Origin of the sequence: Promicromonospora soli, from assembly GCF_014653785.1 — a bacterium.
GTDB classification, from domain to species: Bacteria; Actinomycetota; Actinomycetes; order Actinomycetales; family Cellulomonadaceae; genus Promicromonospora; species Promicromonospora soli.
In genome coordinates, this window is the sequence record NZ_BNAS01000002.1 from 290,428 (window position 1) to 310,714 (window position 20,287).

Genomic DNA, 20,287 nt, shown 5'->3' on the forward strand with positions numbered 1-20,287 from the left:
AAGCCGCAAAACCGTCGAGGACGGGTGAATCAGCGGGTGAAGTGGGTCGCCCTCAACGGAGCATCATCGGGACCCGGCCCCACACGCCCCTTGAACGGCACCGGATACGAACCGGTCTACGCGCCGCCGCACCCCGGTGCGACACTGTCCGCGTGCCCGACGTCTCCACCCACCCCCTCCTCGAGGTGCTCCTCGCGGGTGAAGCGCGCGCCGGCCGGCTGACGGCGTCGCGCATCTTCCCGGAGCGCACGGCGGAGCACGCGGCCTGGCCCCGCTGGGCCGACGCGACGGTGGTGCAGGGGTACCGGCGGCTCGGCGTCGACCGGCCGTGGACGCACCAGGCCGTGGCCGCCGACCTCGTCCACCAGGGCCGGCACACTGCCCTGGCCACGTCGACGGGGTCGGGCAAGTCGCTCGCGTTCTGGCTCCCCGCGCTGTCCGCGGTCCGGTCCGCTGCCGCCGCCGCGGCGCTCGACCCGGGGAACATCGAGTCGGCGCACGTCCGCCCCACGACCATCTACCTCAGCCCCACCAAGGCGCTGGCCGCGGACCAGCTCAACGCGCTCGAACGAATCCTCGAGGCGGCCGGCACGCGGGACGTCCGTGTCGCCACGTGCGACGGCGACACCTCGCGCGAGGAGCGCTCCTGGGTGCAGGACCACGCCGACGTCGTCCTCACCAACCCCGACTTTCTGCACTACGCCCTGCTGCCGAACCATCGGCGCTGGTCGCGGTTGTTGAAGGGGCTGCGGTACGTAGTCGTCGACGAGGGGCACGCCTACCGTGGCGTCTTCGGCGCGCACGTCTCGCTGGTGCTGCGGCGGCTCGCGCGTCTCTCGGCGCGGTACGGAGAGGGCTCGCCCACGTTCGTCGTCGCCTCGGCGACGACGGCGGAGCCAGCAGTCAGCGCGGCGCGCCTCATCGGCGTGCGGCCCGACGACGTCGCCGCCGTCACCGAGGACGCCTCACCCTCCGGACGCCGCACCGTTGTGTTGTGGCAGCCGCCGGAGATCGTGGGCTGGCGCCCGCCCGCCGACGTCGGCCCCGGCGCCGAGGTCGGTGCTTCGCATCGAGATCGGCCCACCGATGGACCGATCTCGATGCGACCTGCCGATCTCGCCGAGCCGGATCCCTGGGCCCTGCCCGCTGCCGAGCCGGATCCCGAGGCCGACGCCGTCGCCACCGAGGCCCCGCCGGAGCACCCTCGCCGGTCGGCGACCGCCGAGGTCGCCGACCTGCTCGCCGACCTCGCGGCGGCCGGCGCCCGGACCCTCGCGTTCACCCGGTCGCGGCGCGGCGCGGAGTCGGTGGCCCAGCAGGCCCGCGACCACTTGCGCCACGCGGCGCCCGACGCCGCCCGCAGGATCGCGGCGTACCGCGGCGGCTACCTGCCGGAGGAACGCCGCGAGCTGGAGCAGGCGCTCCGCACGGGTGACCTCCTCGGCCTGGCGACGACCAACGCGCTCGAGCTCGGTGTGGACATCTCCGGCCTCGACGCGGTGCTCATCGCAGGGTGGCCGGGCACTCGCATGTCGCTGTGGCAGCAGGCGGGCCGCGCCGGGCGGGCCGGTGCGGACGGCCTGGTCGCGTTCGTAGCGCGCGAGGACCCGCTCGACACCTATCTCGTGACCCACCCCGAGGCGGTGTTCGACGCCCCGCTCGAGGCCACAGTGTTCGACCCTGCGAACCCGCACGTGCTTGCGCCCCACCTGTGTGCGGCGGCCCAGGAGTCGCCGCTGCGGTCCGAGGACCTTGCGGCGTTCGGCGACCCCGCCCATGTGCGGGGGATCCTTGACGTGCTGGTCGCCCGGGGTGCGCTCCGGCGTCGGACTTCGGGGTGGTACTGGACCCACCACCAGGCCGCCGCGAGCCTCACCGACCTGCGCGGCGCGGGCGGGTCGCCCGTGCGGGTGGTGGAGCAGGGGACGGGCCGGATGCTGGGGACGGTCGACGCGGCGTCCGCGGACGGCCAGGTGCACGACGGCGCCGTCTACGTGCACCAGGGCACCACCTACGTGGTGACGCACCTCGACCTGGCCGACCACACCGCAGTCGTGCAGCGGCGGCGGCTCGACTACGGGACGTGGTCGCGCTCGGTCATGTCGGTGGCGATCGAGGGCTGGGACCAACACGCCGAGGCGCCCGACGAGGCCGCCGCGCCCCGGGGCGAGGACGGCCCGGGCCACGACCTGGTGACCCTGGAGTGGGGGCCGGTCACGTGGGGCCTCGGGCCGGTCGAGGTGACGTCGCAGGTGGTGAGCTTCCAGCGGCGGCGCATCCCGGACATGCAGGTACTGGGCACGGAACAGCTCGACCTGCCCGAGCACACCCTCGGCACCGTCGCCGTGTGGTGGTCGGTGCCCGAGTTCGTGCTGCGGGCCGCCGACATCTCCCCCGAGCAGGCGCCCGGCGCGCTGCACGCCGCGGAGCACGCGTCGATCGGGCTGCTGCCGCTCCTGGCGACGTGCGACCGCTGGGATCTCGGTGGGGTATCGACCGAGCTGCACCCGGATACGGGCGAGGCCACCGTGTTCGTCTACGACGCGTACCCCGGCGGAGCAGGCTTCGCGGAGCGGGCCTACGACCTGGGCGCGACGTGGCTCCGGGCCACCCGCGACGCGATAGCGGCCTGCCCCTGCGCCGACGGGTGCCCGGCATGCGTGCAGTCGCCGAAGTGCGGCTCGTACAACGCCCCGCTCGACAAGGCAGCGGCGGTGCGACTCCTGGAGGCCGTGCTCTCGCACGCGCCCCAGGGCACGCCTGACGGCAAGGCGCACGGCTAGCTCTTGGCTATTCGCCGAGCCGCCTGAACGGTGTCGTCGAGAACACGACCTCGACGGCGACGCCGAAGTACTCCGCTATCCGCAGCGCGAGGTGCAGCGATGGGCTGTACTCGCCCCGCTCGAGATACCCGACGGTCTGGTAGTGGACCCCGAGCGCCTCGGCGAGCTCACGCCGCGAGACGCCGCGCTCGGCACGCAGCATCGCTATGCGGTTGTGGACGACGTCGGACTGCTCTGCCACCACTCAGTACCCCTTGGCCATGTAGCGCTCCCGGGCCGCGGCCACCGTGGAACCCGATTCTCTGCGGGCCATCTTGCGGAGCACGATCGGCGCGAGCACCATACCCACGACTGCCCAGACGCCGAGCACCGCGAACATCTCGAACGTGCGCCACGACTCGCCGATCTCCGCCGTGACCATGCTCTCCGGGAGCATCGCCGACCGCGCACCCAGCCCGAGCCAGTAGTACGGGAACGCCTGCCCCACCCACTGCAGCCACTCGGGAAGCGCGGTGATCGGGTAGAAGATCCCGGAGGGGACGATCAGGAGCATCGACGCCAGGAACAGCAGTCCAGTCTGTCCAGCGGTCTTCAACAGCGAACCGAGCGCGACGCTGATCGGTACGGTCGCGAGCATTCCGACACCGAAGATCAGTACCAGCAGGAGCCAGGTGCGGGCGTCCAGCCGCAGGTCGCCCGCGACCGTGACGGCGGGGATGACCAGCGCGACCAGGCTCATCAGCGTGGTGAGTGTGAACATCAGGATCTTGCCGACGAGATAGCCGACCATCCCGTTGGGTGTCGCCTTCGCCCGTAGCAGCGTGCCGTCCTCCCGGTCGACCGCGATGGTGCCGGCCGGTCCCTGCAGCCCGCCGAACGCGATCGACATGCCGACCAGGCTCGGTAGCACCATGGCCCCCAGCGCGAAGTCGGTGCCGGGTACGGTGCTGCCCCGCATGAACAGCATGACCACCACGTAGATGACAGGGAACGCCAGGTACCAGATGAAGTCGCTCGGCTCCTGGATCGAGTACTTGGTCTCGAGCAGACCTCGAGAGACCCCTGCGCGCACGGCCGCCCATCGCGCGTCGGGCTTTGTGGTCGTGGTCATGACTGCACCTCCTCGGCCGGTTCGGCCTGCTCGATCTGCCCCGTCTGCTGTGCCTGCTCCGTCTCGGCTCGGTGGACGAGCGACATGTAGGTGTCCTCGAGGCTTGCCCGTCGGACCTCAAGCTCCGTGACGCCACGGTCGTCCGCCAGCAGCTGGCGGACGAACCCAGTGGGGTCGCCTTCCATCACGGCGTGGACGTGCCGGCGCCCCTCGGACGTCCAGCGCACCTCCGCCTGAGTGGTCAGCTCGCGCGCGAGCTGCTCCGCGGAACCGTTGGCGACGATCGTGCCCTCGTCGAGCACGAGGATCCGGTCGGCCAGCTTCTCGGCCTCGTCCAGGTCGTGCGTCGTGAGCAGGACCGTTGTGTTCTCGAAGTCCGCCAGGCGGTGCACCAGGTCGTGGAACTCCCGCCGGGCGTGCGGGTCGAAGCCCGCCGTCGGCTCGTCGAGGAACACGAGCTCCGGCCGGCCGACGATGCCGATCGCCACGTCCAGGCGCCGCCGCTGGCCGCCCGACAGCGTCTGCACCTTGGCGTTCGCCTGCTCCGTCAGGCCCACCACCGCGATCAGCTCGTCCACGTCCCACGGCCGCGAGACCTCGGGAGTCGCGTACGGCGCGTAGAACCGGGCGAGGTACCCGAGCAGGTCCCGCACCCGCCATCGGCCGTGATCACGCCACGACTGGAGGACGACACCCAGCCGCGCGCGCCACGCCTCGTCACCGTGTGCCGGATCGTGCCCGAGCACCGAGACCGAGCCGGCCGACCGCATGCGGAAGCCCTCGAGGATCTCGATGGTGGTGGTCTTGCCCGCTCCGTTCGGCCCGAGCAGGGCGACGACCTCGCCCCGGTGCGCCGTGAACGACACCCCCGTGAGCACGTCCTTCGTCCCGTACCGCATCCGTAGGTCACGCACGTCGAGCGCCACCTCGCCCGTCGGCGGAGGCGCACTGGGAGCCATCATCGCATCCTCCGTACTGTCCATAGCAGAAATACTACAAGTCGTAACGGAGCCATGTCATCCCATTTCCGCTCCCGGTCCATGTGTCCCAACGACCCGCGGCCCGGCTCGCGCAGACGCTCGCGCCTGGCCCAGGGCGCCGCTGAGCTCCCCGCCCGGTCCGGGCGCCTCCCGCGTAGCCACGACCCGCACCACGCCGCCGTCAAACACTTCACACGACGCGATCTCGGCACCGTTGCGGGCCACCGCGGCACGCGCCGTCTCGCACGGGTCGAACCCGTCACGCAGTGCGGTGGCACCGGCGAGCGCGCCGAGGTCCGCCGCGGCCTGCGTTGCGCCGCGGACGTTCTGGGCAGTGCCGAGCGCCGCGATCCCGAGCGCGAGCAGCAGGATCGCGGCAACGATCCCGAGAACCAGGACGGTGCCCGCGCCGCGTTCGGGATCACGCCGCCCGGCCCTCACGGCTCCACCCATGTAACCGCTGTGCCCGTGGCCCGCAGCGGCCCCGACAGCCAGCCGCCGGCGACCGGCCGCACAACTGTCACGCGGGCCCACTCGCCCTCGTGCACGAGCGACATCTCGGCCTCGGGTCCGCCGACCTGCGCCACAGCCGCTGCTACCGCCGACTCCGGCTCCCCGATCGCCACCGCCCGCGCCCCCGCACGGGCCGCGTCCAAGGCGCGCATCTGCGCCGTGGACGCGGCCGCGAGGGTGAGCACGGCAACCAGCACGAGGACCACGACGGGCAGGCCGATCGCCAGCTCCGCCGTGACGGTGCCCCGGTCCGACTCACGCTCCGCCATGGGTCAGCCGGTCGAGAGCGCCGACTGGATCAGCGACGTGAGCATCGCCTTCACGTCACCACCCTTGAGGATCGCCATCAGTGCGCCCGCAAAGGCGGCAGCACCGAGCGTCGCGATCGCGTACTCGGCGGTAGCCAGCCCTCTCTCCGACTCGCGCTCGTCGACCTCCGCCTGCGACCGCTCCTCCGGTTCGGGGCAGGCCACCACCGTCGTCATCGTCATGTCTCCTCCTTCTCCGCCCGTGTCCGGGCATCCCGGCCCGCACGCAGGCACCTTGTACGGCCCGCACGGCGGGCCCCGCCCGCCGTGCGGCGGGCGGCATCGGCGCACGCGGGGCGCGCGCCGAAGTCCTCTCTCCTGGGCGGCGTCGGACGCCGCCGTGCGACGCCGACGTCCGGCGCCGGCTCAGCCCGTGAGCAGGTCGATCCCCAGCGCCAGCAGCACCGGAACCAGGCCCACCAGCACGAACGCCGGCAGGTAGCAGGCGCCGAGCGGGAGCACGAGCCGCACCCCGAGCCGCGCGGCCGCAGTCCGTGCCGTGGAGCTCCGCTCGTGCCGCACCTCCTCGCCGGCAGCCCGGAGCGCCTCGCCCGGTGCGGCGCCGTCCAGCCAGGCACCCCGCAGTGCCCGGACCATCGGGGCGAGCGCCGCCGGGGCGTAGGCCCACGACCGCTCCCACGTGGCGCCGAGCACGAGGGCGTGGGCCGCCCGGGTGAGCACCTCGCCGTCCGGCCCACCGACCGCGGTGCCGGTCGCCTCCAGCGCCCGCGGCACACCTGAGCCGGCCCGCATCGCGGCAGCCACCAGCTCCAGCACCACCTGGACGTCCACACCGGGCGGATCGGCGCCGCGTGCGGCCGCCACCAGCCGGTCCGACCAGACGCGTCCCGCCACGAGCAGCACCACGCCCGCTCCGACCGCCGCCGTGCCGACACCACCGTCCGTGGCCGTCGCCACCAGGTCGGCGCCGAGGGCCCACCCGAGGAACCCGCCGGCGATCGGCAGCCACATGAGCAGCCGCCCCGTGGTCCGCGGACCGGCGAGCACCGCGTCCCGTTCGGCACGCGCCTCGGCCTCCGCCACCAGCGTTCCGGCCACCTGCTCCAGCACCCGCCCGAGCGGGGCACCGACGTCGAGCGCGAGCCGGGTCGCGGCCACGACCGCCTCCGCATGCCGGACGCCGAGCACCCGGGCCAGCGCCTCGACGTCGGGCACGCCCGTGAGGTCCACCCCGACGCCGACGGCGCGCGACCATGCCGCCCCGGGCGGCGACCCGGCCCTGAGCAGCGCGACCACCTGCAGCACGACCACCCGGACGTCGCCGCCGGGACCTCGTGCGGCCGGTCGACTGCGGACCCACGGAGCCGTACGCGTGCTCGGCACCGGCTCGGCGCCGGGGACCGCGCCGAGGACAGGGTCTGCGACAGCACCCCGAAGAGGACCCGACGGAACCAGCACCTCCCGTAGCCGGCGACCACCGCGCGCCAGCACCAGCCAGGCCCCGACCGCGACGAGCAGGCCCACGCCGAGCGACTCCGCGACCCTCACCACGGCCCGTACCTCCCGGCCAGCTCGCCCCACGCGTGCGGCTCGATCTCCCAGCCGCCGCTCCCGTCCCAGCGCGCGGCCGTCCGCACCTCCAGCTCCCCGCCCCGGGCGCGCCCCACCAGCCCGATCTCCGCCAGGTACCGGGCCCCGCGCGATCGCCTGAGGTGCAGCACCACGTCCAGCGCACCTGCGGCCTGCGCTGCCACGGCCTCCCGGGTCATCCCGGCCAGGCCCGCGAGCGCCTCCAGCCTCGCCGGCACCACGGCGACGGCGTTGGCGTGCAGGGTCGCGAAGCCGCCGTCGTGGCCGGTGTTCATAGCCATGAGGACCTCGCGCACCTCGGCGCCACGGCACTCGCCGAGCACTATCCGGTCGGGACGCATGCGCAGCGCGTTCCGCACGAGGTCGGCGAGGTCCACCGCCCCAGCGCCCTCGACGTTGGCGCGTCGGGCGGCGAGATGGACCACGTGCGGGTGCGCCGGTCGCAGCTCGCGCGCCTCTTCGACGGTCACCATCCGCTCGTCGTCGGGCACCAGGGAGAGCAGGGCGGCGAGCAGCGTCGTCTTGCCGGTGCCTGTTCCCCCGCTGACCAGCACGTTCGCCCGCCGCCGGACGAGCGACCGCAGGAGACCCGCCCACTGGTCGGGCAGGGCGCCACCGGCCACAAGCTCCTCGAGCGTGAACGCGCGGGCGCGCAGGACCCGTAGCGAGACCACGGCGCCTGTTTCGGCGAGCGGTTCCAGGACGGCGTGCAGGCGCGTGCCGTCGGGCAGGCGCGCGTCCACGGTGGGGCAGGCGTCATCGAGGCGCTGCCCGCCGAGCGCGGCCAGCCGGACGGCGAGCGCCCGCACCTCGGAGGCCGATCCGAGCTCCACCGGGACCCCCTCGAGCCCCGCGCCACGGTCGACCCACACGTCGCCGGGACCGTTGACGAGCACGTCGGTCACGTCGGGCGCGTCGAGCAGCGGCTGCAGCGGCCCGGCGCCCGTGAGCTCGGCCCGTGCGGCGCGCTCCAGGTCCTGCAGCGCGTCCGACCCGAGCACCCGCCCGCTGTCCCGCACCGCGTCGCGTACGGCCGCGCCCGCGCCGGTGCGACCGGACGCGAGCCGGGCGCGGACGTCGTCGAGCAGGGAGATCTCGACCGCCGGCGCGCTCACAGGGCGGCTGCCATGTCGGCTGCGAACCGGCCGAGCGTGGTCCGGTGTGCGATCGCCGGGCCCTCGCCCCGTTCGATCGCCCGGGCCAACCCTGCGTCCCGACCAACGGCCGCGACGACGGGCAGTCCCAGGGCTGCGGCGACGTCGTCCTCCTCGACCGCCCCGGGCGCCGGGCCGCGCGCAACTACCCGCACGTCGGGCACGCCGACTCGGCGCAAAGCGTCGCGAACCCGTTGCGCGCCGACGGTCGCCGGCAGCGTCAGCGGCACCACGAGCAGCACCGTCTCGCACTCCGCCAGCAGGGTGCGGACGGCGAGGCCGGCGTTGCCCGGCGCTTCGGCCGCCGGCCCGACGCCCCGCCGGGTCGCGGTACCCCAGGCGCCGGGACGCGGCAGGTCGAGCACCAGCGTCTCGCCGGCTCGCACGAGCCCGCGACAGACGTCGAGCACTACATCGTCGTCCGGTGGACCGCCTGACGCGGTACCGCTCAGCACGGGAACGACTCCCCATCGGGGCAACGCCGCGACCACACCGACGCCCTCGACGTCGCCGCGCGCCTCGACGAGGTCCGGCCAGCGCGCGCCGCTCCCGCCGTCGGACCCGAGCAGCAGGTCCGTCCCCGGCGCGTGAGCGTCGAGATCCACGAGGGTGGCGCGCTCGCCGCTCCGGCGCAGCCCATGGGCCACACATGCGGCCACCACGGACGTACCCGCGCCGCCGCACGCCCCGACCACGCCGATCACGCGCCCCGGCTCGGGCTGGACGCCGTCCACTGTGCTGACCATCGCGCCTCCTCCGCCTGGGCTGCCCCGGGCATCCGCCGGGCACCCGCCCGGCACGACCCGGGCACTCCACCCGGGCTCCGGAATCAGGTTGGGCGATCGGTGTCCCACCGCGATGGCCAGGCCGGCGCAGCTGTGCACAGACGGCGGAAAGCGGTGCCTGTGGTCGGACTCGCCCGCCTGTCCCGTCGTGGGCAGGGACCGCCGTTCGAACGGACGAGTTCATCCAGGTGCCCGAAAAACCTGCAAAGTGATGTCCGACGGCGAGCCCACCCCGTTAGGCTCGGGTGGTGACCGAGCAGGTTCCCCAGATCGCTCCCCGACCGCTGTCGCGGGCACCGCGCACCGCCGCGTTCTTCGATCTCGACAAGACGATCATCGCCACCAGTTCGTCGGCCGCTTTCTCCAAGCCGTTCATCGCGGGCGGGCTGCTCTCGCACGCCGATGTGCTGCGCAGTGCGTACGCCCACTTCGTCTTCATGATCGGCAACGCCGACGCGGACCAGACGGAGCGGATGCGCGCCCACCTCTCGTCGCTCGTCACGGGCTGGGACGTGGAGAAGGTCCGGCAGATCGTGACCCAGACGGTGCACGAGCTCATCGACCCGTACGTCTACGCGGAGGCGGTCGAGCTGATCGACGAGCACCACGCGGCCGGCCGGGACGTAGTGGTCGTGTCGGCGTCGGCCGCCGTGCTGGTGGAGCCCATCGCCGCCGCGCTCGGCGCGGACCATGTGCTCTCTACCGAGATGACGGTCCGGGACGGCCGCTTCACCGGCGGGATCGACTTCTACAACTACGGCGACAACAAGGCGGTGGGCGTCCGCCGGCTCGCCGCTCGCGAGGACTACGACCTCGCGCGGAGCTTCGCCTACTCGGACTCCATCACGGACGCCCCGATGCTCGCCGCCGTCGGCCACGCCTACGTGGTCAACCCGGACCGGGTGCTCAGGCGCCGAGCGCTGCGGTCCGGCTGGGGCGTGCTCGCGTTCACCCGCCCGATCGCCCTGCGTCCGCGCATCGAACCCGTCCCGCTCCTCGCGGTGGTGGGCGTGGTGGCGGTGGGCGTCACGGTCTGGCTGGTCTGGCGTGCCGCCCGGCGCCGGGCACGGCGCCGCTGAGGTCGAACCGCAAGACGGTGGTATTCCGGCTGCCGAACCAAAGCGCCGTATCCCAAGCCATGGGGTCGACCTAACTACCGCATCAGGTCAAGCCAAGGCAAGCCGAAGATTTTCCCCGCCAATTGCAGACATGACAGGAATTGGCAATTGTGAAGATCGGTCCGCTCAGGTTGCTTTTGTTTGCAGAAGGCAGTGTGATTGTGTTCACAGCAAGAATTCAGGGCGGAAGGGATCGTGCCCTGGGGTCGAAAGGGTCTAGGCCCTTCGGCGGCGAGCGAAGTGCACGGTCACCCCGCCAACTGGTGAGAGCGGTATCCGGCTTGAGGATGCTCCCGGACACCGTACTCGTGGGCCGAGATCTCGCCACCGCGGTGGCCGGGCCCTCGCACTTCCGGATAGCTGTCGGAAAATGCGAGGAGCCCGGCCGCACGGCGAATCGTTTCGCGGAATGCACGCCGGCTGGAAAAGAATCACCGGCTCGACATTCCTCCCGGCGTGAAGCGCCGCCGGACGGGATTCGCGCTCACCGCACAGCCGTCACCACCAGTCACCGCCACTGGGCGCGGTTGTACTGAGGCTGCATCCCAACCCCGGAATCCACGGGCAGCGTCCCTATCTTTTCGCCCAGAGTGTGCGCCGCGCGCAGCGGCCAGTACGGGTCGCGCAGGGCCTCGCGCCCGAGCATGACGGCGTCCGCCGAGCCCTCCACGAGGATCTGCTCGGCCTGGGCCGGGTCACTGATCAGCCCGACCGCGCTGACCGGCAGCCCCGTCAGCTCGCGCATCCGGCGCGCATGCGGCACCTGGTAGCCCGGACCGACGGCGATCGTCGCGGGTGCCACGCCGCCGGTCGAGACGTCGATGAGATCCGCACCCAGCCTGCCGAGGCGACCGGCCACGGCGGCGACGTCGTCCACGCCGAGCCCGTTCTCGAGCCAGTCGGTCGCGGACAGCCGCACGAGCACCGGCAGCTCGTCCGGCCATGCCGACCGCACGGCTCCCACCGTCTCCTCGACGAGCCGCGAGCGCCCCTCCGGCGAACCGCCGTAGGCGTCGGTGCGGAAGTTCGCGAGCGGCGACAGGAACTGGTGGAGCAGGTAGCCGTGCGCGGCGTGCACCTCGACCGCGTCGAACCCGGCCTCGCGGGCCCGGCGTGCGGCTGCCGCGAACTGCTCGGGAACGTCCGCCACCTGCGCAGGTGTCATCTCGTCGGGGGCGTCGTAACCCGGGTATGCGGAGGCCGACGGCCCGACGGTCGGCCATCCGCCGTCGGACGCCGGGACGGTGCCGTGCACGGGCGACCACGGGCGGAACGTGGACGCCTTGCGCCCCGCGTGGGCGAGCTGGATGCCGATTCGCGCCCCGCGCTCGTGCACGAAGTCGACTATGCGCTTCCATGCGGCGGTCTGCTCGTCGTTCCAGATGCCTGTGTCCTCCGGGGCGATGCGCCCCTCCGGCACGACGGCGGTGGCCTCGGTCAGGACCAGCCCGAACCCGCCCACCGCGCGGGACCCGAGATGGACGAGGTGCCAGTCGTTCGGGACGCCATCGACCGCGGAGTACTCGCACATGGGCGCGAGCCAGACGCGGTTGGGGAGGGACAGGCCGCGCAGGGCCATCGGTTGGAAGAGGAGGCTCACGTCAACCCGCAACGTGGCCGGTCGCCCGGCCATTCCGCGGCGGGCGCCCCCATCTCAGGACGTGACATCGGGTTGTGAGGGGTGTCACTGTCCGGGACTACACTCACCGGGCAGAGAGAACGCCAAGGCAGCGCCATGCACCTGCCCGTACGAACGCGAAGATGCGCACCGGAGGTCACCGTGACAGACACCAACCCGACGTCGGGCTCGGCATCCAGCCCCAGCCTCGAGAACCTGCTGCACGAGACCCGGAGCTTCCCGCCGAGCGAGGAGTTCGCGGCTCAGGCGAACGCGAAGGCCGACCTGTACGAGAAGGCTTCGGCCGACCGTCTGGGGTTCTGGGCCGAGCAGGCCCGGGAGCTCGTGACCTGGAACAAGCCGTTCACCGAGACCCTCGACTGGAGCGGTGCCCCCGTCGCGCGCTGGTTCGCCGATGGCACCCTGAACGCCGCGTACAACGCGGTGGACCGCCACGTCGAGGCCGGCCACGGCGACCGGGTGGCCATCCACTTCGAGGGCGAGCCGGGTGACACGCGCACCGTCACGTACGCCGACCTGCAGCAGGAGGTCTCCCGCGCGGCGAACGCCCTGACCGCGCTGGGCGTCAGGACCGGTGACCGCGTGGTCATCTACCTGCCGATGCTCGTGGAGTCGGTGGTGGCGATGCTGGCCTGCGCCCGTATCGGCGCCCCGCACTCCGTGGTCTTCGGCGGCTTCTCCGCCGATGCCCTGCGCAGCCGGATCGCCGACGCCGAGGCCACCCTCGTGGTCACGGCCGACGGCGGATACCGCCGGGGTGCGCCGTCGGCCCTCAAGCCGGCGGTCGACGAGGCCCTCGCGCCCAAGGAGGGCGCGCCCGCGACGAGCGTGCAGAAGGTGCTCGTCGTCCGGCGCACCGAGCAGGACGTGGACTGGGTCGAGGGCCGCGACGTGTGGTGGCACGAGGCGCTGGAGGCTGCGGACCCGGTGCACGAGCCGGTGGCCGTCGAGGCGGAGCACCCGCTGTTCATCCTGTACACGAGCGGCACCACCGGGAAGCCGAAGGGCATCCTGCACACCACGGGCGGCTACATCACGCAGGCCGCATACACCCACAAGAACGTGTTCGACCTGAAGCCGGAGACCGACGTCTACTGGTGCACGGCCGACGTGGGCTGGGTCACCGGCCACTCCTACGTGGTCTACGGACCGCTCGTGAACGGCGCTACGCAGGTCCTGTACGAGGGAACGCCCGACACCCCGCACCGCGGTCGCTGGTGGGAGCTGATCGAGAAGTACAAGGTCTCGATCCTGTACACGGCGCCCACCGCCATCCGGACCTGCATGAAGTGGGGCGACGACATCCCGGGCGGGTTCGACCTGTCCTCCCTGCGCGTCCTCGGTTCGGTGGGCGAGCCCATCAACCCCGAGGCGTGGATGTGGTACCGCCGCGTCATCGGCGGCGACAAGACCCCGATCGTCGACACGTGGTGGCAGACGGAGACCGGCGCCATCATGATCAGCCCGCTCCCGGGGGTCACCGCGACCAAGCCCGGCTCGGCGCAGGTCGCGATCCCCGGCATCGCGGCGACCGTCGTCGACGACGAGGCCAAGCCCGTGCCCGACGGCGGTGGCGGCTACCTCGTGCTGTCCGAGCCGTGGCCGTCGATGCTCCGCGGCATCTGGGGGGACCTGGAGCGCTACAAGGACACGTACTGGTCGCGGTTCGACGGCCTCTACTTCGCCGGCGACGGCGCCAAGAAGGACGAGGACGGCGACATCTGGTTGCTGGGCCGGGTGGACGACGTCATGAACGTGTCGGGCCACCGACTGTCGACCACCGAGATCGAGTCGGCCCTGGTCTCGAACGAGATCGTGGCGGAGGCCGCCGTCGTCGGTGCGGCCGACGAGACCACCGGCCAGGCCGTGGTCGCGTTCGTGATCTTGCGCGGCAGCCACGCGAACCGGGCGTCGACGGCGGAGGGCGCCGCCGAGGTGCAGAAGGAGCTGCGCGACCACGTCGGCAAGGAGATCGGCCCGATCGCGAAGCCGAAGAAGATCCTCGTGGTGCCGGAGCTGCCCAAGACCCGGTCCGGCAAGATCATGCGCCGCCTGCTGCGGGACGTCGCCGAGGACCGGGCGGTGGGCGACGCCACCACGCTCGCCGACTCCTCCGTGATGGACCTGATCACGGCTGGTCTGGCGGCGCCGACGGCCGCGTCGGAGGACTGACACCGCGCACGCCGAAGTAGAACTGTGGCGAGATAGAACCCTGGCGACGTAGAACTACAGCATCCCGCCGCGGTTCTATCTCGCCAGGGTTCTATCGCGCCAGGGTTCTATCGCGCCACAGTTCTACTTCGGCAGAGGGCTATCGCTGTTCCTCGGGCGCGCCGGCCGCACCGAGCTGATGGAACGCCCGGTCGAAGTGCACCAGCGCACGCCCCTGGTCGGACCTGGCGGAGTGCACCCGGACGACCCGCCCGACGAGCAGCACGTGGTCGCCGGCCTCGATCTCCTCCCAGGTCTCGCACTCGAGGATGTGGCGCGCGTCCTCGGGGAGGACGGGAATACCGCCCAGGCCGGGGCGGACCGCGAGGCCGGCGAACTTGTCCGGGGCCTTGGAGGCGAAGAGGGTCGCCACCTTCTCACGGTCGTGCGGCAGCACGTGCACGGCGAACCGCCGAGCCTCGCGCAGCGGCGCGAGCGTCCGGCTGGACGTCCCGACGCCGACGGCGACCAGCGGCGGCTCGAGGCTCACGCTCATCACCGCGGTGGTCGTCAGCCCGGCGGGGACGCCGTCCGCCGCCGTCGTGACCACGCAAACCCCGCTCGCCAGCCCGGCCATCGCGTCCCGGAAGCCGTCGGTGACGGAATCGCGAGGCGATGTTGATGACATCAACATATCTCCATCTTCGGTGCTCGATGTTTCGCCGGGATCACCCCCGCGCGCGGGTTCTGTTACGGGTACCGCGACGGCGGCAAAACCCCCGGTGGCACCCCCGTCCGGACGCCGCGTTCCCCTAACATCGAGGAATGGACGCGCTCATCGACGAGGACACCGACCCCCTCGGTCGCTCGGTCGCCCGCCTCGGGCGGAAGATTCGCGCGCTGCGGCGCGACCAGGGCCTGACCCTCGTCCAGCTCGCCGAGGCGACCGGGCTCTCGCACTCGTTCCTGAGCCAGGTCGAGCGGGGCCGGGCACGACTCAGCATGTCGTCGTTGTTCCGCGTCGCGACCACGCTGGGCACCACCCAACAGATCCTGCTCACCGAGGGCACCGCGCCCGCCGCCGGCGGCACGCCGGTGGTGCGCCGTACCGACGACGCGTCGGCGGCTTCGCCGGGCGGCGGCACGGTTCGCGCCCTCGCGCCGGCCGGCGACCGCCCGTTCGACCCGATGGAGTTCACAGGCACGTCGCGCGAACCGGGCCCGTACTGGGCGCACGACGAGGACGAGTTCGTCTACGTCGTGGAGGGTGACGCGCTGCTCGACCTCGACGGCACCCTGGAGCGCATCGGTCCAGGCGACTCCGCCTTCTACCGCGCCGGGACCCGCCATCGCTGGTCGAGCGCCGACGGAGGCCCCTACCGCCTGCTGGTCGTCAAGCAACGACTCGCGCGAGACGCCGGCTGAGCCCGCGGGCGACCTCGCGCTCGTCGGCCGCTACGAGGCGGCCGTCGCGCACGACGACGCGACCGCCGACGACCACATGGCGCGGCCGGCGGCCCGGCGAGGCCCACAACAGGCCCGCGACCGGGTCCGCCACCCCTGCGTCGGCGACCCCGCCGACGTCCCAGACGCACAGGTCCGCCGCCGAGCCTGGCTGGAGCCTGCCGAGCTCGGGCCTGCCGAGCCCGTCCGCAGAACCGGCGGTCGCGGCGTCGAGGAGCTCGCGCGCCGTGAGCTGGCGGCCGACGAGCGAAGAGACCTGCATGGCCAGCCGGGCGTCGGCGAGCAGGTGGCCGGCGTCGTTCGACCCTCCGCCGCTCGTGCCCAGGCCCACCACGACGCCCTCGGCGAGGAGCCGCGCCACCGGCGCGACGCCCCAGCCCATGGGGACGTCGCACCCGGGCGCATGCGTAGCGTGCGCGCCCGACGCCGCCACACGCGCGATCTCCTCGTCCGTGACGTCGCACAGGTGCGCGACCGTGACGTCGGGGGCGAGCCAGCCCCACTCGTCCAGCAGGTCCAGGGGGCGCCGGCCGTAGCGCTCGCGCGCCGCGGCGACGTCGACCTGCTCGTTGGCCTGGGTGCGGCGCCGCAGCCCGCGGCGCGCCGCCACCTCCCCCAGCAACCGGAAGGTCGCCTCGCCGTCGCTGTGCACCCCCGCCGGGCCGACGGCGACCTGCACGCCGCCGTCGGGCCGCACCCCGCCGGGCACGTCGCCGACCAGCTCCGCCGCGATGGCGTCGGCGCTCAGCGCCGCCGTCTCGGGGTCGTCCCCCGCGGTGCCGCGGACGACGACGAGGCGCGCCCCGAGCTCGTCTGCCGCGCCGGCGGCCGCCCGAGCGAGGTCGACCGTCTCCGCGGGGCCGAGCGAGACCGGCCAGGTCAGGTGGTGGTCCGCGACGGTGGTGACCCCGCTGAGCAGCGCCTCGGCGAGCCCGGCCCGGGCCGCGACACCGACCAGCTCGGCGTCCACCGAGGCGCGCCCGTACGCGGCGGCCATCAGTGCGAGCCACCGGCTCATGGGGACCCCACGGGTGCCGGGCAGCGTCCGGAACGCCGTCTGGAGCAGGTGGTGGTGCGCGTTCACCAGTCCCGGCGTGACGACGCATCCCGTCGCGTCGAGCTCCGGAACCCCCACTCCGCCGAGCGCAGCGGGTGCAGCCGCCGCCGCTCCGACGCTCACCACCCGCCCGTCGCCGCCGACGACGACGTCACCACCCGGCTCGTCCTCGCCCGCACCTGGCCCGGTCCGCACAGCGAGCGCGCCGCGGACGACCAGCAGCGGCGCCGTTCCGTCGACCTCGGGCATGTCGGCCTCGGGCGCGCTCACGCCCGGTCCCGCGCGCCCAGCGCGCCCGCGCCGTCGGCCGGTGTCGTGAACCGGGACGCCTCGACCAGCGTGCGCGCCAGCTGCTCGACCGCGTGCTCGAACAGCTCCTTGCCCGCCTCGGCGGTCGCGGTCGTCGGGTCGCCGATGTGACCTTCGGGACCGAAGTCGCTCGACAGCCAGCCGAACGACGTAGCGCGGCCGAACCCGATCTGCTCGTACGCGAGCAGGTCTTCCGGCACGCGACGCTCTGCGAGGTCCATGCGGACCAGCCCGGGGCGAAGGTGCAGCATGAGCGACGTCTCCCCGTGGCCCCCGTGCACGCCGAGCCCGTGCTCCGCACCCGAGGCAGGAACGCCGCCCTGGTCGCGCGGTGTCGCGACGTGCGCGAAGAACGTGCGCAGCCCGAACCGGCGGCGCAGCTCACGGTTCGCCACCTGGCCGAGCGCGGAGTTGCCGCCGTGGCCGTTGACGAACAGCAGCCGCGTGATGCCCGACGCCGCCAGCGACCGCCCGACGTCGATCAGGACCCGCATGAGCGTGTCCCACGACAGCCAGATCGTGCCCGGGAACCCCGCGTGCTCGTCCGACTTGGTGTACGCGAGCGGCTCCAGCAGCACGACGGAGGCCGCGCCGGAGGCGGCCACCGCCCCGGCCGCCGCTGTCGCCGCCTCCGTCGCGGTCACGAGGTCCGTCGAGACCGGCAGGTGCGGGCCGTGCTGCTCGACGGCGCCGAGCGGCAGGACCGCCACCGTGTCCGCGGGCAGCGCCTCGATCTCGCGCCATGTCAGGTCCGCGAACCGCGGGACCCGGGCCGCACCCATCAGCGCACCCCGATGTTGACGCGGGTGTCCACCGGCGGTGCGTCCACGAGCTTGCCGGGGTTGAGCAGGCGCTTCGGGTCCGTGGTCCGGGCCACCTCGCGGGCGAGGTCCACGTGCCGGTCCACGTACCACTGGTGCGGCGAGTGCACGCCGAGGCCGAGCGCCTCGAGGCGCGGTATCCCCGCGAGCGCCTCCTCCTCGGAGACGTAGTCGGCGACGACCATCGCGAGCGGGGCGCTGCCCATGAGCTCCAGATGGAGGTGGACGTCGCCGTCGTAGACCGCCCGGACGTCGTCCGGGCGCTCCCAGTGCGCGAGCCCGCCGGTCTCCATGTGGAACCACGTGCGGTCGGGATGCGCCTTCTGCAGGAAGTACACGGGGTGGTTGTACGACATCGACGACAGCTTGTCCGTCTCCGCGTAGTCGGCGAGGCTCGCGACGACGACGCCGCCCGCGGCCACCACCAGCGCCTCGATCTCCGTCGCGGTCGAGGCCTCCGCGATGATCCGCAGGCTGTGCTGCGCGGGGTCGAGCGCCACGGCGGCGGGCAGGCTGGGCACCAGAGCGGGCGGGTCGGCGGACGCGAGCCGGGGCAGGACCGGCAGGTCGAGCAGCGCGCGGTGCACGCCGGCCATCGACGCCCAGTCCTCGAACGCGGCGTAGACCGCTACCCAGTCGCGCGCGGGGTCGGTGGCGATCTCCAGCTCCACGATCACCCCCGTCACCCCGTACACGTGCACGTAGGGCATGACGTCCGGACCGGAGACGGTGAACGTAGTGCCGCTGCCGTCCATGGGCGCCACGGTGAGCGAGAGCACGAAGCCGTCGGAGGTGGACCCGTGCTCGACGGTCCCCGTCCCGGCCGACCCGCCGCCGACGAACCCGCCGATCGTGGACCCCTTGGTGGACGGGTAGATCCAGATGTCCCGGCCTACGGCCCGCGCCGCAGCGTCGATCGCGGTGATCTTCGCCCCGGCGCCCGCTGTCACGGTGCCCGAGTCGTTCACCCGGATCGTGTCCAGGCCGCGCAGGTCGAGCACGAGACCGCCGTCGAAGGGCGTCGCCTGCCCATAGTTGCCCGTGCCCGACCCGCGGGGCGTCACGGGGACGTCGTGCTCGTAGGCGATCCGCAGGACCCCGGCGACCTCGGCCGCCGAGCGGGGGCGGACGACGGCGTCGGGCAGGTACCGTCCGGCGGGCACCTTCTCCTGCAGGATCGGCGACATGCGCGACCAGTCGGAGGAGGTCTTGAGCAGCAGCTCCGGCTCGGTGGAGACGAGCTCCGGCCCGAACCGGGCGGCGATCTCCGTCGCGGCCCGCGCGGCCCGCTCGGGGGTGGTCGGCGTGGTGCTGGTCATCGGTCTCCTCCTCAGCTGCCCATCGAGATCGCGTCGTCGATGAACTCGTTCGTGTACAGCGACTCGGGGTCGATGTCCGCGGACTCGATCTGGCCGGCGTCCACGAGGATCGGGGCGAAGGTGTCGACGATCTCCGTCATGCGCTCGGGGTCGAGGCGGCCGAACACCCCGGAGGCCGGGTCGTCCGAGACGATGTCGAGGTCCTTCTGGGCCTGGACGGAGTAGTCGGCCACGCCGAGCGAGTAGGTCCATCCGGTCTGGTACTGGTCCACGAGGTCGACGATCAGCTCGTTCGTGGCCTGCGGGTCCTCGAGGTAGTCGATCTGCGCCTGCTGCATGATCGGCACGAGCTTGGCGAGGCAGTCGGCGTTCTCCTCGACCTTGTCCGCGCGCACCGCGAGCGCCTCCGGGTACACGGAGTAGCCGACGTCGGCAAGCAGCTGGTACCCGATCGGCTTGCCCCACTGGGGGATCTCGTTCTCGTAGATGTACGGCTCGGCCGTCGCGAAGCCCTGCTGCAGGATGCTCGGGTCGGAGACGAACCGCTGCGGCGTCCCCTCATAGCTGAGGTCGATCTGCGAGTCGTCGATGATGCCCTGGGAGGCGAGCAGCTGCGGGAACACGTCGCCGGAGGACACGATGGGGTCCCCCGCGGCGGCGGCCTCCTCGATCGTGGCCGCGCCGTCGTGGCTCTCGGGGTCCCACATGACGATCTGCGGGCTGTTGGTGAGCTGGGACGCCACGGTGACCACCGGGTTGTCGGCCAGGCCGGCGATCTGCGCGTCGGACGTCACCGCTCCGAGGAGGATCGACTCGTCCAGGTACATGAGCGACGGCACCGGCTGGAAGTTGACGTTCGGCCCGCCGGGACGCACCTCGACGTCCACCCCGGTGTCGAAGCCCTGGGCCACGAGGGAGCCGGTGACCGACTTGGCCTCGGCGTCCACCGTGTGGTCCGACCCGACGAGCGAGTACATCGACCCGTGCTCCGCCTCGGGCTGCCAGTCCTGCTGCATGACGACGGTCGCCGGGCACACGCCGGCGAGATCGAGCGGACCGTCCGCCTCCGCCGCCGGTACGTCGAGCTGGGTCGTTCCGCCCGCCTGCTCGTCGGCGCCGCCGCACCCGGTCAGGGCGACGAGCGGGACGACGGTCAGCGCGGCGAGGGCGAGTCGTCGGGGCCGGGAGAGGGACATCCGGGATCTGGAAAAGGACATGAGGACT

Annotated in this window: 19 protein-coding genes; 4 read left to right on the top strand and 15 right to left on the bottom strand. The window is 72.9% G+C overall.

Annotated elements, in window-relative coordinates; all coding sequences use genetic code 11:
• Nucleotides 1-152 precede the first annotated feature (152 nt).
• Nucleotides 153-2,783, top strand: coding sequence for a DEAD/DEAH box helicase (locus IE250_RS07070; protein ID WP_229872227.1), 2,631 nt, complete (start codon nt 153-155; stop codon nt 2,781-2,783).
• Nucleotides 2,784-2,790: 7 nt separating this feature from the next.
• Here IE250_RS07070 and IE250_RS07075 read toward each other — a convergent pair whose 3' ends face one another.
• From IE250_RS07075 to IE250_RS07115, 9 genes are all read right to left on the bottom strand, one after another.
• On the bottom strand, nt 2,791-3,024 hold the full coding sequence (locus IE250_RS07075) for a helix-turn-helix transcriptional regulator (protein ID WP_229872228.1): 234 nt from the start codon (nt 3,022-3,024) through the stop codon (nt 2,791-2,793).
• A 3-nt stretch (nt 3,025-3,027) separates the two neighbouring features.
• Nucleotides 3,028-3,894: an ABC transporter permease gene (locus IE250_RS07080; RefSeq protein ID WP_189668588.1), complete on the bottom strand. Its 867-nt coding sequence runs from the start codon at nt 3,892-3,894 to the stop codon at nt 3,028-3,030.
• Nucleotides 3,891-4,853, bottom strand: coding sequence for an ABC transporter ATP-binding protein (locus IE250_RS07085; RefSeq protein ID WP_229872229.1), 963 nt, complete (start codon nt 4,851-4,853; stop codon nt 3,891-3,893). Before IE250_RS07085 ends, IE250_RS07080 begins: the two co-directional genes overlap by 4 nt.
• 57 nt (nt 4,854-4,910) lie before the next feature.
• The gene (locus tag IE250_RS07090) at nt 4,911-5,327 is read right to left on the bottom strand and encodes an Rv3654c family TadE-like protein (RefSeq protein WP_189668590.1); all 417 of its coding nucleotides are present in this window, start codon (nt 5,325-5,327) and stop codon (nt 4,911-4,913) included.
• Nucleotides 5,312-5,656 (bottom strand): TadE family type IV pilus minor pilin, encoded by a 345-nt coding sequence (locus IE250_RS07095; protein ID WP_189668591.1) that lies wholly within the window; start codon nt 5,654-5,656, stop codon nt 5,312-5,314. The genes IE250_RS07090 and IE250_RS07095 overlap by 16 nt, the downstream gene beginning before the upstream one ends.
• A gap of 3 nt (nt 5,657-5,659) precedes the next feature.
• Nucleotides 5,660-5,878: a DUF4244 domain-containing protein gene (locus tag IE250_RS07100; RefSeq protein ID WP_189668592.1), complete on the bottom strand. Its 219-nt coding sequence runs from the start codon at nt 5,876-5,878 to the stop codon at nt 5,660-5,662.
• A 183-nt stretch (nt 5,879-6,061) separates the two neighbouring features.
• Complete coding sequence (locus tag IE250_RS24400) at nt 6,062-7,207, bottom strand: type II secretion system F family protein (protein ID WP_229872230.1); 1,146 nt, start codon at nt 7,205-7,207, stop codon at nt 6,062-6,064.
• Complete coding sequence (locus IE250_RS07110) at nt 7,201-8,361, bottom strand: TadA family conjugal transfer-associated ATPase (RefSeq protein WP_189668593.1); 1,161 nt, start codon at nt 8,359-8,361, stop codon at nt 7,201-7,203. Before IE250_RS07110 ends, IE250_RS24400 begins: the two co-directional genes overlap by 7 nt.
• The gene (locus IE250_RS07115) at nt 8,358-9,146 is read right to left on the bottom strand and encodes a CpaE-like family protein (RefSeq protein WP_189668594.1); all 789 of its coding nucleotides are present in this window, start codon (nt 9,144-9,146) and stop codon (nt 8,358-8,360) included. Before IE250_RS07115 ends, IE250_RS07110 begins: the two co-directional genes overlap by 4 nt.
• A gap of 287 nt (nt 9,147-9,433) precedes the next feature.
• On the opposite strand from IE250_RS07115, the gene IE250_RS07120 reads away from it, so the two are divergent.
• Nucleotides 9,434-10,264, top strand: coding sequence for an HAD family hydrolase (locus IE250_RS07120; protein WP_189668595.1), 831 nt, complete (start codon nt 9,434-9,436; stop codon nt 10,262-10,264).
• A gap of 547 nt (nt 10,265-10,811) precedes the next feature.
• Here IE250_RS07120 and IE250_RS07125 read toward each other — a convergent pair.
• Entirely contained in the window at nt 10,812-11,903 is a 1,092-nt protein-coding gene (locus IE250_RS07125; RefSeq protein ID WP_189668596.1) for an NADH:flavin oxidoreductase/NADH oxidase, read from the bottom strand.
• A gap of 135 nt (nt 11,904-12,038) precedes the next feature.
• On the opposite strand from IE250_RS07125, the gene acs reads away from it, so the two are divergent.
• Nucleotides 12,039-14,114, top strand: coding sequence for an acetate--CoA ligase (gene acs, locus IE250_RS07130; RefSeq protein ID WP_373301616.1), 2,076 nt, complete (start codon nt 12,039-12,041; stop codon nt 14,112-14,114).
• Nucleotides 14,115-14,253: 139 nt separating this feature from the next.
• Here acs and IE250_RS07135 read toward each other — a convergent pair whose 3' ends face one another.
• A complete protein-coding gene (locus IE250_RS07135) occupies nt 14,254-14,781 on the bottom strand; it encodes a flavin reductase family protein (RefSeq protein WP_189668598.1) in 528 nt (175 codons plus the stop codon).
• Nucleotides 14,782-14,918: 137 nt separating this feature from the next.
• Here IE250_RS07135 and IE250_RS07140 point away from each other — a divergent pair, with 137 nt between their 5' ends.
• Nucleotides 14,919-15,518 (top strand): helix-turn-helix domain-containing protein, encoded by a 600-nt coding sequence (locus IE250_RS07140; protein ID WP_189668599.1) that lies wholly within the window; start codon nt 14,919-14,921, stop codon nt 15,516-15,518.
• Here the strand turns inward: IE250_RS07140 and IE250_RS07145 are convergent.
• Genes IE250_RS07145 through IE250_RS07160 form a run of 4 tightly spaced genes read right to left on the bottom strand, consistent with a single transcriptional unit; the run spans nt 15,487 to nt 20,280 of the window.
• Complete coding sequence (locus tag IE250_RS07145) at nt 15,487-16,884, bottom strand: amidohydrolase family protein (protein WP_229872231.1); 1,398 nt, start codon at nt 16,882-16,884, stop codon at nt 15,487-15,489. The genes IE250_RS07140 and IE250_RS07145 overlap by 32 nt on opposite strands.
• The gene (locus IE250_RS07150) at nt 16,881-17,705 is read right to left on the bottom strand and encodes a creatininase family protein (protein ID WP_189668600.1); all 825 of its coding nucleotides are present in this window, start codon (nt 17,703-17,705) and stop codon (nt 16,881-16,883) included. The genes IE250_RS07145 and IE250_RS07150 overlap by 4 nt, the downstream gene beginning before the upstream one ends.
• On the bottom strand, nt 17,705-19,063 hold the full coding sequence (locus IE250_RS07155; protein ID WP_189668601.1) for an FAD-binding oxidoreductase: 1,359 nt from the start codon (nt 19,061-19,063) through the stop codon (nt 17,705-17,707). Before IE250_RS07155 ends, IE250_RS07150 begins: the two co-directional genes overlap by 1 nt.
• 11 nt (nt 19,064-19,074) lie before the next feature.
• Nucleotides 19,075-20,280 carry a substrate-binding domain-containing protein gene (locus tag IE250_RS07160; RefSeq protein WP_229872232.1) on the bottom strand — a complete coding sequence of 402 codons (1,206 nt, stop codon included), beginning with the start codon at nt 20,278-20,280 and terminating at the stop codon, nt 19,075-19,077.
• Nucleotides 20,281-20,287 lie beyond the last annotated feature (7 nt).